A 16,159-nucleotide genomic window follows, 5' to 3' on the forward strand; every position below is an offset into this window, starting at 1 on the left:
TGCGTTTCGTTTTTAGCACTCGCTCCTTGCCCGTTTAGGGCCGCAAAGTCCATAAGGAGGTGAAAAGGTATGCGTCAATACGAAGTAATGTATGTATTGCGTCCAGACCTTGAAGAAGAGAAAGTAAAATCCAATGTAGCTCGTTACAGCGAAGTTGTAACTAACTATGGTGGAGAAATCTCCAAGCTTCAAGAAATGGGTAAACGTCGTCTTGCGTACGAAATCAACAAGTTCCGTGAAGGTTACTACGTTTTGATGAACTTCAAAGCGAACTCCGATGCTGTTGCGGAAGCTGAGCGTCTGATGAAAATCAATGACGACGTAATCCGCTTTATGTTTGTTCGTGATGAGAAGTAATCATTGTCGCGTTCAGAGGGGGAACCAAGATGAATAAAGTCATTCTCATCGGCAACCTGACGAAAGATCCAGAACTTCGCTACACGCCAAATGGCGTTGCCGTTGCTACTTTTACTGTGGCCGTGAATCGTCCCCGCACCAATCAAGCGGGTGAGAGAGAAACGGATTTCATTAATATTGTCGCTTGGCAAAAACTTGCCGATCTGTGCGCAAGCTACTTGCGTAAAGGTAGACAAGCAGCTATTGAAGGACGTATGCAAACACGCTCCTACGATAATAAAGAAGGTAAAAGAGTATATGTGACGGAAGTTGTTGCAGAGAACGTTCAATTTTTGGGCGGTCGAGGCAATGAAGCTGGCGGAGATAATTCAGGATACGATCCAGGCCCTGGCATGGGTGGCGGTAACAAACCATCCGGTCAAAGAAACAATGACTACGATCCGTTTGGTGATCCCTTCGCGAGTGCAGGCAAGCCGATCAACATTTCAGATGATGACTTGCCGTTCTAAGATCGTATAACTTTCACATTCCTACGAAGGAGGGACTATCATGGCACGCAAAGGACGTCCTAATAAGCGTCGTAAAGTATGCTTCTTTAAAGTGAACAAAATCAAGCACATCGATTATAAAGATGTTGATTTGCTGAAAAAGTTCATCAGCGAACGCGGCAAAATCTTGCCACGTCGTGTAACTGGTACTTCTGCGAAGTATCAACGTGCACTGACTATCGCGATCAAACGCGCTCGTCAAGTAGCACTGTTGCCTTACACTGCTGAATAAGTTGCAAAAGCTATAAAAAGGGGGGCACAATTGCGTGGCCCTCTTTTTTCCATAGTTTTCTATGGATAGTGTACATGAGACATGAATAATGAGGTGCTGACATGCCGTCCAAAACGAAACACTTGGCTGAAAATGCCCTTATGCTGGGTATCGCACTGGGGCTGCTGTTTCTCAGTACATATACCTTACTGGGAATGTTCGTCAGCTTCTTATTACCTCTGCCGTTTATTCTTTTGGCTGTAAATCGAACTGTACCTAATATGGTGTGGGTCACGCTGGTCTTTACGTTTCTAGGCTGGATCATTACCGGTCCACTTGAAGCTACACTTGCTTTTTACAGTGCCGCTTGGGGTTCAGTAATGGGGATTGTTTACGCGAAAAAGAAGTCTGCTTTACCAGCCATTTTGGCGGGTGCCGGTGTCTCTTTTCTGGGTGTGGTTACCTATCTTGGATTCTTGACATTCGGAATGAACGTGGATTTGAATGCGGTCTTGCAAGAGACTTCTAAAATGCGTCCTGCGATGATGTCAAAAGAACAGTTTGATCAGATCATAGCACTGGGCAAAATGATAATGCCTACAAGTCTCTTGCTGTTCAGCTTTTTATCTAGCGCTATTAATCATGGATTGGCGCGTTTTTTTGGAAGACGTCTGCACAGACCGATTCCAGGATTGAAGCCAATTCGGGAATGGAGTTTCCCACGATCATTGCTTTATTACTACTTCATTGCGATGATCAGTCTTTTGTTGTTTGCTGAAAGCATGCAGGGCACATTCTGGGAAATTGCCTTGATGAACCTGAAAGTCATGCTGGATATTATCTTTGTTTTGCAAGGCTTGAGTTTTTGTCTATTTGCAGCCTATTTGTACGGCTGGAAGAGACTGACTCCTGTGCTTATTGTCTGTCTATTTATTTTTCCACCCCTAAGTACTATACTTAGTCTAGTAGGGATATTTGACCTAGGAATTCGTTTGCGTGAAAAACTGGAAACAAGAGTGAAGAGGGGCTGAGGAAATGCCCAAGTTCCTGTTAAAGCGTTGGTACGGGATGCACATGGTCCTGGCACTCAGCTTTAGCTTGCTGTTGTTGGGGATTTTGACCTTGTTTCATTGGATGTACGGGGCGATCGGCATAATTTGCTTGATTGGCTTGGTTCTTTACGCTCTTCAAGCAGAAAAGGGGTTCCAACGAGACTTGCGCCTGTATTTGGCGACGGTAACCCATCGCGTGAAGAAGGCGGGAGAAGGCGTTATCCAGGAACTGCCGATCGGAATTCTTTTATACAACGAGGAAAAGGCAATTGAGTGGGTAAACCCGTATATGACGCATATGTCCGGGGATGAATCCATGATCGGGAAAAGCCTCCAAGAGGTATTCCCCCAACTGGTTTGGAAGCCGGAGCAAAAACGGCTGGAGTTTACTTATAACGAGCGGGTATACGAGGTCATTGTGCGATCCGATGAGCGCCTTTTGTATTTCAAGGACATTACGGACTTCAAAGAATTGACGACTCGTTACCATCGAGAAAAGGCTGCACTTGCCATCATTCACCTCGACAATTTGGACGAGGTCGGACAAGTCATGGATGATCAGAGCCGTACGCTGCTCTCTACAAGCGTGGCTGGTGTGATTACAGAGTGGGCCAACAAACATGGCATATATCTTCGCCGAATCACGGCCGACAAGTTTTTGGCTCTGATGGAACGGGAAGCACTTGATAAATTGGAAGAGACGCGATTTGACATTCTCGATGTGGTACGGGAGATGACAGCGGACAATAAAATTCCGATTACGCTCAGTATCGGAGTTGGAGCGGCCGCTACCACTTACATTGAGCTGGGACAAATGGCGCAATCAAGCTTGGATATCGCATTGGGACGCGGTGGCGACCAGTGCGCTGTCAAGATTGGCAACAAGCTTACTTTCTACGGTGGGAAATCGAATGCGGTAGAAAAGCGGACACGTGTCCGGGCTCGTGTTATTGCACATGCTTTGCGTGATCTCATTCATGAGGCGGAGCACGTCATCGTCATGGGGCATAAACAGCCTGACATGGATTCGATCGGGGCATCACTTGGTGTATTGAAGGCTGTGCAGCTGCACAACAAAACGGCTTATATTGTCATGGACGAAGGCAATCATTCTGTCGAGCGTCTGATGAAGGAGATTTATGCCAATGAAGAGTTGGCTGAGACCTTTATCACGCCAGAACAGGCGATCCGACTCATTTCCGGTCGCACATTGCTGGTAGTCGTCGATACGCATCGACCATCGCTGGTGATTGAGCCGAAGCTGTTGACGGAAACGAGCCGAATTGTGGTGATCGACCACCATCGACGTTCGGAGGAGTTTATTGAGCCAGTACTCTTGTATCTGGAACCGTATGCTTCTTCGACTGCCGAGCTTGTTACGGAGCTCTTGCAATATCAGAGTGAGCGATTGAATATCGACAATCTGATTGCAACGGCACTGTTAGCCGGAATTGTGGTGGATACCAAAAGCTTTGCCTTCCGCACAGGTTCACGGACCTTTGAAGCGGCGTCTTTCCTTCGTCGTAACGGGGCCGATACCGCGGCCGTCCAGCGTCTGTTGAAGGAAGATCTGGGACAGTATGTGAAGCGAGCAAAAATTATCATGAACACGGAAACGTACCGCGACAACATGGCGATTGCCATAGGCGACCAGTCCGAGGATTACACGCAGGTACAGGTGGCGCAAGCTGCTGAGCAGCTACTCACTTTGTCAGGTATCCAGGCTTCGTTTGTTGTTGCAGAGCGATCCGACGATACGATCTTGATCAGCGGACGTTCACTGGGCGACATCAATGTTCAGTCGATCATGGAACTGCTGGGTGGAGGCGGTCACCTCACTGGTGCTGCAACACAAATTCAAGGCATATCAATTAAAGAAGCTACACGTCGTTTGAAAGAAGCGATTGACTCGGTCGTATAGGCCAAAATATAAAGGGGGAAACGATGATGAAAGTCATTTTTCTTCAAGATGTAAAAGGCCAAGGGAAAAAAGGCGAAGTTAAGGATTTGTCAGAGGGCTATGTACGCAACTTCTTGTTGCCAAAGAAGCTGGTAAAAGAAGCGACAGATAGCAACGTGAAAACGCTCGACGCTCAAAAGCGCAGCGAAGATAAGCGCAAAGAGCAAGAAAAGCTGGATGCTCAGGAACTCGGCAAAAAGCTGGAAGAGCTGACAGTGAAAGTAACAGGAAAAGCAGGCGAAGGCGGACGCTTGTTCGGTGCAATTTCCAGCAAACAAGTAGCGCAAGCGCTGGAAGATCAGTTTAAAATCAAAGTAGACAAGCGTAAGCTCGAAATGGATGCAATCCGTGCTTTGGGCGTGACGCAAATCAAAGTAAAACTGCACAACGAAGTAACGGTTACTCTGAAAGTACACGTTGTGGAAGAATAATGTCTCAATTGTGGGGGGTGTGACGTGAGCGACCTGTTTTTGGATCGTGTGCCGCCACAGAACAAGGAAGCGGAACAATCGGTACTGGGTGCCGTGTTCTTGTCTAAGGAAGCTTTAATCACGGCCATTGAAATTCTCCGTCCGGAGGATTTTTACAAGACAGCGCATCAGCGCATCTTTCAAACGATGGTGGACCTGTATGAAAAAGGCGAACCTGTCGATTTGGTTACTGTTACAGCGGATTTACAGGATCACAAGCTGCTGGATGAAGTCGGTGGGGTTACGTATCTCACGGAAATCGCCAGCTCTGTTCCAACGGCAGCCAACATCGAATACTACGCAAAAATCGTAGAAGAAAAATCGCTGCTTCGGCGATTGATTCATACAGCTACGAAGATTGCCAATGACGGATACTCCCGTGAGGATGATGTCACGCAGATCATCGCGGATGCGGAGAAGTACATCATGGAGATCGGTCAAAATCGCAACAGTGGCGGTTTTACACCGATTCGTGATGCCCTTCTGGAAACGTATGAGCGGATTGAGTTTTTGAGTCAGCGACGCGGTGATATTACGGGGATTTCTACGGGATATACAGATTTGGACAAGATGACAGCAGGATTGCAGCGCAGTGACCTGATTATCTTGGCAGCCCGTCCTTCTGTAGGGAAGACGGCTTTTGCCTTGAATCTCGCGCAAAACGTAGCAGCCCGTGCAGGAGAGACCGTAGCCATCTTCTCCTTGGAGATGGGTGCTTCTCAGCTGGTTCAGCGTATGATTTGTGCGGAGGGCAATCTGGATGCGTCCCGGATGCGTTCCGGTACATTGGAGGAAGACGATTGGCAAAAGTTGACGATGGCAATTGGTACGCTGGCGAAAGCGCCGATTTACATCGATGATTCACCGGGGGTTACTGTACAGGACATCCGGGCGAAATGCCGTCGCCTTCAGACAGAGAAGGGCTTGGGCTTGATCCTGATCGATTACCTTCAGCTGATTCATGGACGAGGCAAAGGAGATAACCGTCAGCAGGAAGTATCTGAGATCTCTCGTACGCTAAAAGGGATCGCGCGTGAGCTGAACGTGCCGGTTATCGCCCTGTCGCAGTTGAGCCGTGGTGTAGAGCAACGGCAGGACAAGCGACCGATGATGTCTGATATCCGTGAATCGGGTTCGATTGAGCAGGACGCCGATATCGTTGCCTTCTTGTACCGTGATGACTACTATGACAAGGAAACAGAGAACAAGAATGTCATCGAAGTCATTATCGCCAAACAGCGTAACGGCCCAACCGGAACGGTGGAGTTGGCGTTCCTGAAAGAATTCAACAAATTCGTTAACTTGGATCATCGCTTTCGAAATCAAGCAGGTTAATAGTTGGAATGGAAGAAAAGCCGGAGATATTCCGGCTTTTTTTTCTATATTGAATTGCCGAACATATTAAGAACTAACAATATGAATGTTCGTATTTAGCGTTGACATGGGGAGTCTCGTTTAGTAAACTTAGATTGTTTCAGGCCCGAAAAGACATGATAATATCAGGAGGTGTTTTTCGATGTCAACAGTCGTTGTCGTCGGAACCCAGTGGGGCGATGAAGGTAAAGGTAAAATTACAGACTATCTAGCTGAAAGTGCAGAGGTAGTGGCTCGTTATCAAGGCGGTAACAACGCAGGCCATACCATTATTTTTGATGGTAACAAGTATAAGCTGCATTTGATTCCATCCGGAATTTTTTATAGTGACAAGACCTGCGTAATCGGAAACGGTATGGTAATCGATCCGAAAGCATTGGTAAAAGAACTGGAGTACATTCACAGCTTCGGTTTTTCTACAAGCAATTTGAAAATCAGTGATCGCGCACATGTGATTCTGCCGTACCACATCAAGCTGGATGGCGTAGAGGAAGATAGCCGCGGTGCTAACAAAATCGGTACGACCCGTAAAGGTATCGGACCTGCATACATGGATAAAGCAGCACGTATCGGTATTCGTATCGCTGATTTGTTGGATCGCGATGAGTTTGCTCGCAAGCTCGAGCGCAACCTGGCAGAGAAGAACTTGCTGCTGGAGAAGCTGTACAACACAACTGGCTTTGAGCTTCAAGAAATTCTGGATGAATACTTGGCTCTGGCAGAAATCATTCGTCCTTACGTAGCTGATACATCTGTTGTCCTCAATGACTCCATTGATAACGGCAACCGCGTATTGTTTGAAGGCGCACAAGGCGTATTGCTCGATATTGACCAAGGTACGTATCCTTACGTAACGTCCTCCAACCCAATCGCGGGTGGTGTGACTATTGGTTCTGGTGTAGGACCAACCAAGATTCACCAAGTAATCGGGGTGGCAAAAGCTTACACGACGCGTGTAGGTGACGGTCCTTTCCTGACTGAGCTGAATGATGCTACTGGCGATCATATTCGTGAGGTTGGCTTCGAATATGGTACAACAACAGGTCGTCCACGCCGTGTAGGCTGGTTTGATAGTGTAGTTGTTCGTCATGCTCGTCGCGTCAGCGGTATCACTGGTTTGGCGATCACCAAGCTGGATACCTTGTCTGGCATTGAGACACTGCGTATTTGCACAGCGTACAAATACAATGGTGAAATCATCGAGTCGTTCCCGGCGAACCTCAACCTGCTGGCGAAATGCGAGCCAGTTTATGAGGAACTGCCAGGTTGGACAGAGGATATTACAGGCGTTCGCAATCTGAACGACTTGCCAGAAAACGCTCGTCACTACATTGAGCGCATCACGCAACTGACTGGTATTCCAATGTCGATCTTCTCCGTAGGACCAGATCGTGAACAAACTGTCGTTGTCCGTGGCATTTACGGATAAGCTATCGACTATATAATAGAAGAAAGCTGTCGAGTATTCGGCAGCTTTTCTTTTTTTGCAAGGGACAGACACGAAACGACACCCTCTGGGCATATGGTTAGACATAGGGAGAAATGGAGAGGTGATCGTGATGATGGGTTTTGGATTTGACCAAAAGGCCATGAAGCTGCTGGGCAAAAATGTACAGGTAAAAATGATCAATGGCGTCGTCATCAAGGGAACCATGACACATTTCAACAATGGATACTTATGCTTTATCACCACATACAAACAACCAAATGACGCCGAGAAAACGAAAATACGCAGACTTGCGTTAAAAGACGTTACCTCGATGCAAGAGGTGTGAGTCACAGATGCTCATAACGAAATAAGCCATCTTTCCTAGATATTTAGGAAGATGGCTATATTTATTTTAGATCATGCCCCCATACGATCGGATGATCTCCGTCGCAAGATCACCTTGTTCCTCTGGTACGACTGCCGTTAACAAGACACTGCGATTCATATTGTCATCACCCCGGTCGGCCATGCCACTGGCGTCTGGATCTACTGCGGCCATGACGCTTGCATCCCTGCCGCTTGGGAAGTCACCTGCCAGTGTAAGGTTGCCCAAGCTGGGAAAATCTCCGGTTATGGGATTCAGGATTTGTTCATTCCCGTCACCAGGGAATTGTCCGATTCTGTCGATCTGAATGATGGAAAAACCAGCTTGTCGAAGCGCTTTTTCTGCCTTTTGGGCATCATCTTCGGTGTGAAATCCAGCAAGAATGTTACGTTCCTTCACGTCTATCAGCCTCCAGATATGATAAATGCTACCAATTGTTTGTACATATAGTGACTCTGTGTCTATTTTTTTATTCGACAGCAATTTACACTTGATGTTGTCGTTAATCTTATGGTAAAGTCGACATAGTTGGTTTCTTTAGGCAATTTGGCAGATAAATGGAAACTAAATTATGGGATTTACGACCTAGTCAATAAATTAAAAATTTTCAGGAAATGGAACGAGCAAGTTGTATCTGTTTTCAGGAGGGACAAGTTATGCATTGGTCGGAATGGAAGGCCAAGCTGCAGGAACGGTCATCACGAATCGTTCGGGATTGCAGTGATCTGGCGAAACGTACAATGAAACGTACAAGCTCTTACATCCAGTCGCATAAAAAACAATCGCTTTCAATTGCGGCAGGTCTAGTTTTGACGATTGCTGCTGGAGCATCTGCACAATACTATTACATAAGCAATGTCAATTCTGTCTACCATGTCAGTGTAAACGGCAAAGAGATTGGCGTGGTAAATGATCCAAATGTGATACATAACTGGACAGCAGCAAAGCTGGAAGAGGAAAAGGCAAAAACAGGCCTCAACTTGCAGTTGGCTGACTATATCACATTCGAAGAAGAGCGTGAATTCAAGGCACCGTTCAATAACGATGCCGCTGTACAAGCTTTGGCATCCGTAGCGGATATCAAGGTTCAGGGCGTAAAGCTCACAATTGACGGCAAAGTAGTAGGTTACCTGCCAGACCAGCAATCGGTTGATCAAGCACTGGCTGAAGTGAAGCAAAAATATTCCGGAGTTCCTGCAACGACAGGGAAAAAGGCTGTTGTGGCAGCAGCATCCACAGTCCCAGTCAAACCAAATCCGGTAAAAGAAGTCGCATTTAAAGAAAACGTAGAGATGCAAACCGAAACAGTCGATGCATCTCAAATTTTGTCTGCCGATAAACTCGAGGAGTTGCTGGTAAAAGGCACCTTCAAAGATATGAAGCATACGGTCGTAGAAGGCGATTGCATCGGTTGCATCGCGAAGAAATACGGCATTACATCAAAAGATATTTACGCCAACAACCCAGGTGTTACGGAAAATACCGTCCTTCAATTGGGGCAAGAAATCAATGTAACCGCAGTGCGTCCACTGGTTACTGTTCAAGTCAAAGAAGAAGTAGATCAGCAAGAGGTTATTGCTTTTAATACCCAAATTAAAAACAATGACAAGGTTCCTAAAGGTGAAACGAAGGTCGTACAAGAAGGTAAAAACGGCAGTAAAACAGTGAAGTACGAAGTTGTGAAAGAAAATGGACAAGTCGTTAATCGCAAAGTCATCAAGCAAGATGTAACTGTGCAGCCTGTAACACAAATTATGGAGCGCGGTACAAAAGTTATCCCATCGCGCGGTACAGGTCGTTTGAGCTGGCCTGCTAGCGGGTATATTAGCAGCGGCTTCGGCAAACGCTGGGGCAGCATGCACAAAGGAATTGATATTGCCGGTGCTGGTTCTGTCATGGCGGCAGACAATGGACGTGTCACATTCGCTGGTTGGAATGGTGACTACGGAAAATCGGTTATCATCGACCACGGCAATGGAATGAAGACATTGTACGGTCACATGAGTATCATTAATGTGAAAGCCGGCGATGTTGTTAGCCAAGGAAAGAAAATCGGCGTAAAGGGTTCTACTGGGCAGTCAACCGGCGTCCACCTGCATTTTGAGGTTCTACAAAATGGACGAAATCAAAACCCGATTCGTTACTTAAAATAGACTAGTAATTTCTGGATAAGAAAGGGCAACTCTTAGGAGGGGCCCTTTTTTTGCTGGCAGGGATTGAATGCCAAGTCCTTCTTTACATGGCGTACATGGTGTATTGTAGAGGAATAGTGGCGGTCGAAGTGGAATCCTTGAAGAAGTAGTTTAAGAGGAAACAGAAGACTGTTGAACACGCACTTACAGAAAAAGGAGGGCGCAGGATGGCAAAACTCCTCGTAGTTGATGATGAAAAACCGATTGCAGATATTTTGAAATTCACGTTTGAAAAAGAAGGATATCAGGTCGTATGCGCCTACGATGGTGATGAGGCACTTGTCGTGGTCAAGGATGAACGACCGGATTTGATTTTACTGGATGTTATGCTTCCAGGCAGAGACGGAATGGACGTATGCCGAACCGTTCGCCAAACGTATGATGTGCCGATCATCATGCTGACTGCCAAAGACTCTGAATTGGATAAGGTACTCGGGCTGGAATTGGGCGCGGACGATTACGTGACGAAGCCATTTAGTACGCGTGAGCTGGTAGCTCGTGTAAAGGCCCATTTGCGCCGTAACCGCTCGAAAGTGGAAGAGAAGGATAGCCAGCATGTACTGCGCGTACATGAGCTGGAAATTGATTTGAACTCGTATACCGTCGAAAAGGTGGGAGAAGCATTAGAACTGACGCACCGTGAGTTTGAGCTGCTGGTGTACCTCGCTCGCCATCAGGGACAAGTACTGACGCGAGAGCATCTCTTGCAATCGGTCTGGGGATTTGACTATTTTGGAGATGTGCGGACGGTAGATGTGACCATTCGTCGTTTGCGGGAAAAAATCGAGGATGATCCAAGCCAGCCGAGGTACATTATTACGCGGCGTGGTTTGGGCTATACATTACGCAATCCCGGCATGGGAGGCCAGCCTGGATGAGGCGGCTGTTCAAAACCGTTCAGTGGAAAATGGTCATCATTTACATGCTGTTGATTTTGCTTGCGATGCAATTTATTAGCGCCTACTTTGCCCGGGAAGTCGAGAGCTACTACATCAACAACTTTTCCGAGGCGTTGAATGGACAAGCTAGTTTGTTAGCGAGTTTGCTGGAAAGCGATTTGCGTCCGCATGACGGGAAGGAATCCAACGCCGAACAAAACCGCCAGGACATCGACAACCTGATCAACAATCTGGTTAAAATCAATGGAGCGAATGTGCAGGTCATCGATCAGACAAGAACGGTGGTTGCGACGACAGAGGACAAAAGTACAATTGGACAGCGGACCTCGCAGCCTGAAGTGACGGTTGCCTTGCTCGGGACGCGTAGTGAATCAATGCGGATCGACCCGAAGACGGGGGCGCGGGTGAAAGTATTGGCGTTACCTGTTAAGGGCGATCAGATTGTATACGGGGCGGTCTACATGATTGCTTCGATGGAAGGCACTTATGCGACGATTGGGAAAATGAACGGCATCCTGGGAACGGGTACGATGATCGCGATGGCCATTACGGCGGTGCTCGGGGTCGTGTTGGCCCGCACCATCACCAAGCCAGTGAAGGAGATGACCCGTCAGGCACGATTGGTGGCAGATGGGGATTTTAATAGTAGTGTAAGAGTCTATAGCGATGATGAAATTGGCCAACTCGGTATGGCCTTTAATCATATGACCTTGCGTTTGCAGGAAGCGATCTTGCAGCAAGAGGAAGAGCGTGAGAAGCTCGCGGGAATTTTGAGCAACATGACGGACGGTGTTATTGCCGCTAACCGGAATGGACAGATCATCCTGTTTAATCGGGCCGCGGAAGATATGTTGCAGGTGACGATGGCTGACGTCCTTCTCAAGAGACGCACCTTGTATGATTTGTTGGGCCTGCCGCCAGAAGATGAGATGTCGCTTTATGCGCAGGAAGAACCGCTTATTATTGAGATGACGTTGCCGAATAAGGAAGAGGTAATCCTGCGTGTGACGTTTACGCCCTTGCAGCACGATAGCAAAAAAATGGGTGGGATCATTGCTGTCGTAGCCGATGTGACGGAGCAGCAGCGACTGGAGCAGCAGCGCCGCGAATTCGTAGCGAATGTGTCGCATGAGCTGCGGACACCACTGACGACTATTAAAAGCTACGTGGAAGCGTTGCTGGATGGCGCAGTGGAGGACCCAGAGCTGTCCCAACGTTTCTTGAAGGTTACGTCGTCCGAGACAGAGCGCATGATTCGCTTGGTAAACGATTTATTGCAGCTATCGCGTTTTGATTCGCAAGGGGTTCGTCTGCATTGCAAGGAAGCGGACCTCAATCGATTGCTTCACTATGCTGCTGATCGTTTTTCCATGTTCAGTGAGCAACAGGAGGTCCAGCTCAGTCTGGATATGCCGAGCAAGCTTCCGCCGGTTTACATTGATTTAGATGCGATCAATCAAGTATTGGATAATCTTTTGTCCAATGCGATCAAGTATACGCCTCAAGGGGGCACTGTGGTTCTCATGGCAAGAGAGAACCACAAGCAAAAGCGGGTCCAAATCTCCATCACCGACACAGGAATCGGTATTCCCAGCCGCGATTTGAAGCGAATCTTTGAACGTTTCTACCGCGTAGACAAGGCGCGTTCGCGCGGTCAGGGTGGAACAGGTCTGGGATTGGCGATTGCCCGCGAATTAGTACAGGCACACGGTGCAGATATCGAGATTACGAGCGAATGGAACGCTGGAACGACAGTCACGTTCTGGGTGCCATTTGCCCAAGGAGGAAAAACGGGATGAAGCGGATGCTAGAGCCTGCCAAGACCGTCTTACTCAATCTGCTAGTGTTAGCCAGCTTTGTTTTGACAGCGATGTTGTGGTCGAATCAACCCAACCTTCAATTTATTGAACCGGCAGAATACACGCAGTCAAAGCCAGTTCAGGAAAAACAACTCGAACAGCTCGTTACGCCGGAATCCGTTGTTTTTCACTATGGGGAAGATCGCCATACGAAAGCATCCGCAACCGATGCTCCTTACAGTTTGATCGTGCGAGAAATGTCGAAATGGATCTTCCTCGATTTTTCTCCGCTCACCATCTCCAATGAGAAATGGGAAGATATTGCCCGGGAAAAGATGGGGTTGGAAGTGCGCTTTCGGAGCACGGTTCCCTTGTCAATTGTAGGTCGGCTGGTAACCTTTCGGGATGAGTTTGACAACCGATTGAAAGGGATTGACCGATTGTGGGTGTACTACGAGAAGGACGAGGATGTCGTCTACGCGTTGTTTCTGTCGACTGAGGAAGGTCGAATGATGCGTTCTCGAACGTCTATCAGCCCAAAGGATTTGCGAGAATCGTATTTGGCTTCTGGTGATTTAATGCCTGAGCAAATCATGAAAATCGTCAAACCAGAGCGAAGCTTCGTAGATTTGGAAGGACCTGCGCTGATGTGGAGCACTTACTATTTGCCCAAGAATCAGTTGCGCATGCAGCAATTCCGCTACAGCTACGTACCTGTTACGAATGAAAGACTAATCGAGTCCTACTTTATCGATCAATCGCTCGTCAGACAGATCATGGAACGGGACAAAACGGTTATTTTTACAGATGGCAGCAGATCGATTCAATTGAGATCAGAGCAGCAGGCGTTCACGTTTACCGACCCGGCGTACCAACAGCGGGATCAGGTGCTGTCAGATGAAGAAAAAGTGCAGAGTGCCGTTACCTTCATGAATAAGCACTTGGGCTGGCTCGATGAGTACCATTTTGAACGAATCAAGAAGAGCTACAATGAAAAAGACTTGATCACATTCCGCCAGTACTTGGGGGCGTATCCTTTGATCAGTGATGGGGAAGCCAAGCAAATCGATACGATCCAAATTACCTCAGAAGCAGGCCAGGTTGTGACGATGAGTCGTTCGCTGCTGGATTTGGACAAGTATATCGACAATAAAGAGTGGACGATCATGTCTGGTCCTGAGCTGTATCAATATATCCGCGACAAAAAGCTGGCGGACACAGAAAAAATCACGAACGCTTATTTGGCTTACCATACCAAAGTAGGCGAAGGATACGTGGACCTGATGCCAATCTGGGTAGTGGAATTGACGAATCAGGCGAACCTGTATATTTCTGCGCACACCAAACAGGGAGGAGGGAAGGCGCATGGATTGGAGTAGGACCAAGACGATTCTGATCTGGGCCTTTCTTCTCCTCGATTTGTTTCTCCTGTATCAGGTGTATGTGACGCGCATTAGCCTGTGGAATGACAAGGAAGTCGCGCAGAGCGAGAAATGGAATACAGAGCTGTACTTGAATCAGCAAAATATCACATTGGATACAGAAGTGCCGCAGGATACACCGGAAATGTCCAATTTGGATGCGGAGTATATCGGAATTAATCCGATTTCCTTGCATGAGATATCGGGGCTTCAGGCGACGGTAGAAAAGATGGCGCTGGCTGCCAAGCTGGACCCACCGATGCAGATTCGAGGTCAACTGAATCCTCAGGAGCTCTTGCGTCAAATTGGTCCAAGGCTGATTTATTCCGATCAATACGTAGCCGATCCGTATCAATCGAATCAAGCGCGGCTTTTGTATTGGCAGGTCTATGATAAAATGCCAGTATTCGTCGCGCCGTTGGAAATGTATTTGGACAACGGAGCGATACTTGGCTACAGGCAGACCTTTTTCCACCTTCGCAAGCAGCAGGGGGAACGACAGGTGATCTCTGGTTATGCGGCACTACGCTCTCTGGTGGACAAGCAAATCATTTCACCAGGGGAACGGATTGAGAATGTGAGCTTGGGTTATTACGGTTCTTACGATGCGGATATTCAGACGCTGGTGCCTGTATGGCGTGTGGTTCACGATGGCAAATGGCATTTTGTCAATGCGATTACAGGAGCTCTGGAGCGTCCGATGGTTACGCAGCTCTGAATAGATAGACAGCCTGGGAAAGATACGGGAAGAGGGATGTTCGGTGAGATTTAGTGTGTTGGCAAGCGGGAGTACGGGCAACGCCATTTATGTGGCAACAGACCGTATTTCCGTATTAATCGATGTAGGCATTACAGGAAAGCAGGCAGAAGCGGCACTGGAGACCATTGGTGTCAATCCAGGGGATCTCAGCGCCATTCTCGTCACCCATGAGCACGTCGACCATATTAAAGGGGTCGGCGTCATGGCGCGGCGATATGGATTGCCGATTTACGCCAATGAAAAGACGTGGTCGGAGCTGGATGGGCAAATCGGGACGATCAAGGAAGATCAGCGACGCTTCTTTTCTGTGGGGGAAAAGAAGGAGTTGGAGGATTTGGGCATCGAGTCATTTGGAATCTCGCACGATGCCGCCGAGCCGATGGGCTTCTGTTTTTATCATGGCAAGAAAAAGCTCAGTGTCGCGACTGACTTGGGGTATGTGAGTGATCGCATTAAAGAGACGATTCGTGGAGCAGATGCGTATGTGTTCGAGTCCAATCATGATGTCGAGCTGTTGCGCATGTCTCAGTACCCTTGGAGCATCAAGAGACGTATCTTGAGTGATGTCGGGCACTTGTCCAATGAAGCGGCGGGCGATGCTTTGCTCGATTGTCTAACAGGCGGAGCAGAACGCGTGTACCTCGCCCATTTGAGTAAGGAAAACAACATGATTGATTTGGCCAGACTGACGGTCAAAAACATCTTGGAGGAGCGGGGCATGTCTGTTGGTGACGATGTGCATCTGCGAGATACGTACCCGGATCGACCTACCAAGCTGGAAGAGTTATAAAGCTATAAGATCGGTTTGATCCCTGCCTGACGACTGGCGAGGCGATCTGTGAGCTTCGCATACGTATCGATATGGAAAGTTAACTTTGTATCGAGCTCATTCACTTTGGCAGTCAGCTCGTCGTGAGTTAGCAGTCCTTTGGCTACGAGCAACTCGATCAAGGCATGCAGGACAAGCGTATTGTGGTAGTCTACTTCCTGAAGGTCAGCCAGCTTGGCGATGAGGTGGACTTCTTTCAAGTCTATCAATCCTTTCTATTTGGTCTGGCAGGAAAAAGCTTTTAATCTATCATATCCGTGCTCTCGGAGAAATATTCCGGGAGCTTTTTTCTATTCCACAACCTTTCCATAATTCTCACGCCATTTTGCCGAAAGCGGGTCGTATACTCTAAGGGTGTCAAAAGGAAACAGACATCAACCAAATCAATCATGCAAACCAACTATGGCGCATGTCATTGTGTATACGAGCATGAAAAACCTGCAAAGCTAGTAATGGTAGAAGATAGAAAGGAG

The 16,159-nt window shown here is 47.7% G+C and carries 17 protein-coding genes; 15 read left to right on the forward strand and 2 right to left on the reverse strand.

The window, feature by feature from the left end:
- Positions 1-69 precede the first annotated feature (69 nt).
- From rpsF to M3630_RS16570, 9 genes are all read left to right on the forward strand, one after another.
- Complete coding sequence (rpsF, locus tag M3630_RS16530) at positions 70-357, forward strand: 30S ribosomal protein S6 (RefSeq protein WP_047070274.1); 288 nt, start codon at positions 70-72, stop codon at positions 355-357.
- Between the two features lie 29 nt (positions 358-386).
- Positions 387-866 (forward strand): single-stranded DNA-binding protein, encoded by a 480-nt coding sequence (locus M3630_RS16535; protein WP_047070273.1) that lies wholly within the window; start codon positions 387-389, stop codon positions 864-866.
- 40 nt (positions 867-906) lie between these two features.
- The gene (gene rpsR / locus M3630_RS16540) at positions 907-1,137 is read left to right on the forward strand and encodes a 30S ribosomal protein S18 (RefSeq protein WP_005831740.1); all 231 of its coding nucleotides are present in this window, start codon (positions 907-909) and stop codon (positions 1,135-1,137) included.
- 101 nt (positions 1,138-1,238) lie between these two features.
- A complete protein-coding gene (locus M3630_RS16545) occupies positions 1,239-2,147 on the forward strand; it encodes a DUF2232 domain-containing protein (RefSeq protein WP_251252777.1) in 909 nt (302 codons plus the stop codon).
- Positions 2,148-2,151: 4 nt separating this feature from the next.
- The gene (locus M3630_RS16550) at positions 2,152-4,089 is read left to right on the forward strand and encodes a DHH family phosphoesterase (protein ID WP_251252778.1); all 1,938 of its coding nucleotides are present in this window, start codon (positions 2,152-2,154) and stop codon (positions 4,087-4,089) included.
- Between the two features lie 26 nt (positions 4,090-4,115).
- The gene (gene rplI, locus M3630_RS16555) at positions 4,116-4,559 is read left to right on the forward strand and encodes a 50S ribosomal protein L9 (RefSeq protein WP_088910104.1); all 444 of its coding nucleotides are present in this window, start codon (positions 4,116-4,118) and stop codon (positions 4,557-4,559) included.
- 24 nt (positions 4,560-4,583) lie between these two features.
- Entirely contained in the window at positions 4,584-5,933 is a 1,350-nt protein-coding gene (gene dnaB / locus M3630_RS16560) for a replicative DNA helicase (RefSeq protein ID WP_047070269.1), read from the forward strand.
- Between the two features lie 181 nt (positions 5,934-6,114).
- The gene (locus tag M3630_RS16565; protein ID WP_173611648.1) at positions 6,115-7,401 is read left to right on the forward strand and encodes an adenylosuccinate synthase; all 1,287 of its coding nucleotides are present in this window, start codon (positions 6,115-6,117) and stop codon (positions 7,399-7,401) included.
- A 130-nt stretch (positions 7,402-7,531) separates the two neighbouring features.
- On the forward strand, positions 7,532-7,747 hold the full coding sequence (locus M3630_RS16570; protein WP_007720197.1) for a hypothetical protein: 216 nt from the start codon (positions 7,532-7,534) through the stop codon (positions 7,745-7,747).
- Between the two features lie 66 nt (positions 7,748-7,813).
- On the opposite strand, the gene M3630_RS16575 is transcribed toward M3630_RS16570, so the two are convergent.
- Complete coding sequence (locus M3630_RS16575) at positions 7,814-8,269, reverse strand: hypothetical protein (RefSeq protein WP_173611649.1); 456 nt, start codon at positions 8,267-8,269, stop codon at positions 7,814-7,816.
- A 173-nt stretch (positions 8,270-8,442) separates the two neighbouring features.
- Between M3630_RS16575 and M3630_RS16580 the strand changes: the two genes are divergently transcribed.
- From M3630_RS16580 to M3630_RS16605, 6 genes are all read left to right on the forward strand, one after another.
- Positions 8,443-9,939 (forward strand): LysM peptidoglycan-binding domain-containing M23 family metallopeptidase, encoded by a 1,497-nt coding sequence (locus M3630_RS16580; RefSeq protein ID WP_251252779.1) that lies wholly within the window; start codon positions 8,443-8,445, stop codon positions 9,937-9,939.
- Between the two features lie 206 nt (positions 9,940-10,145).
- A complete protein-coding gene (gene yycF, locus M3630_RS16585; protein WP_173611651.1) occupies positions 10,146-10,856 on the forward strand; it encodes a response regulator YycF in 711 nt (236 codons plus the stop codon).
- Positions 10,853-12,676 carry a cell wall metabolism sensor histidine kinase WalK gene (gene walK / locus M3630_RS16590; RefSeq protein WP_221868191.1) on the forward strand — a complete coding sequence of 608 codons (1,824 nt, stop codon included), beginning with the start codon at positions 10,853-10,855 and terminating at the stop codon, positions 12,674-12,676. Before yycF ends, walK begins: the two co-directional genes overlap by 4 nt.
- A complete protein-coding gene (locus tag M3630_RS16595) occupies positions 12,673-14,055 on the forward strand; it encodes a YycH family regulatory protein (RefSeq protein WP_251252780.1) in 1,383 nt (460 codons plus the stop codon). Before walK ends, M3630_RS16595 begins: the two co-directional genes overlap by 4 nt.
- Positions 14,042-14,815, forward strand: coding sequence for a two-component system regulatory protein YycI (locus tag M3630_RS16600; RefSeq protein WP_251252781.1), 774 nt, complete (start codon positions 14,042-14,044; stop codon positions 14,813-14,815). The genes M3630_RS16595 and M3630_RS16600 overlap by 14 nt, the downstream gene beginning before the upstream one ends.
- Before the next feature lie 43 nt (positions 14,816-14,858).
- Positions 14,859-15,647: an MBL fold metallo-hydrolase gene (locus M3630_RS16605; RefSeq protein ID WP_173611655.1), complete on the forward strand. Its 789-nt coding sequence runs from the start codon at positions 14,859-14,861 to the stop codon at positions 15,645-15,647.
- Positions 15,648-15,649: 2 nt separating this feature from the next.
- Here the strand turns inward: M3630_RS16605 and M3630_RS16610 are convergent, their stop codons facing one another.
- On the reverse strand, positions 15,650-15,886 hold the full coding sequence (locus M3630_RS16610; protein WP_251252782.1) for a hypothetical protein: 237 nt from the start codon (positions 15,884-15,886) through the stop codon (positions 15,650-15,652).
- Between the last annotated feature and the right edge of the window lie 273 nt (positions 15,887-16,159).

This window comes from Brevibacillus sp. MER 51, from assembly GCF_023714195.1.
Classification (GTDB): domain Bacteria; phylum Bacillota; class Bacilli; order Brevibacillales; family Brevibacillaceae; genus Brevibacillus.

Excerpts from the sequence above, each read along its gene's own strand:
- M3630_RS16595 (WP_251252780.1), top strand. The coding sequence starts at position 12,673 with ATGAAGCGGATGCTAGAGCCTGCCAAGACCGTCTTACTCAATCTGCTA.
- walK (WP_221868191.1), top strand. The coding sequence starts at position 10,853 with ATGAGGCGGCTGTTCAAAACCGTTCAGTGGAAAATGGTCATCATTTAC.
- M3630_RS16565 (WP_173611648.1), top strand. The coding sequence starts at position 6,115 with ATGTCAACAGTCGTTGTCGTCGGAACCCAGTGGGGCGATGAAGGTAAA.
- rpsR (WP_005831740.1), top strand. The coding sequence starts at position 907 with ATGGCACGCAAAGGACGTCCTAATAAGCGTCGTAAAGTATGCTTCTTT.
- M3630_RS16570 (WP_007720197.1), top strand. The coding sequence starts at position 7,532 with ATGATGGGTTTTGGATTTGACCAAAAGGCCATGAAGCTGCTGGGCAAA.
- M3630_RS16535 (WP_047070273.1), top strand. The coding sequence starts at position 387 with ATGAATAAAGTCATTCTCATCGGCAACCTGACGAAAGATCCAGAACTT.
- M3630_RS16600 (WP_251252781.1), top strand. The coding sequence starts at position 14,042 with ATGGATTGGAGTAGGACCAAGACGATTCTGATCTGGGCCTTTCTTCTC.
- rplI (WP_088910104.1), top strand. The coding sequence starts at position 4,116 with ATGAAAGTCATTTTTCTTCAAGATGTAAAAGGCCAAGGGAAAAAAGGC.
- yycF (WP_173611651.1), top strand. The coding sequence starts at position 10,146 with ATGGCAAAACTCCTCGTAGTTGATGATGAAAAACCGATTGCAGATATT.
- rpsF (WP_047070274.1), top strand. The coding sequence starts at position 70 with ATGCGTCAATACGAAGTAATGTATGTATTGCGTCCAGACCTTGAAGAA.
- M3630_RS16545 (WP_251252777.1), top strand. The coding sequence starts at position 1,239 with ATGCCGTCCAAAACGAAACACTTGGCTGAAAATGCCCTTATGCTGGGT.
- M3630_RS16550 (WP_251252778.1), top strand. The coding sequence starts at position 2,152 with ATGCCCAAGTTCCTGTTAAAGCGTTGGTACGGGATGCACATGGTCCTG.
- M3630_RS16580 (WP_251252779.1), top strand. The coding sequence starts at position 8,443 with ATGCATTGGTCGGAATGGAAGGCCAAGCTGCAGGAACGGTCATCACGA.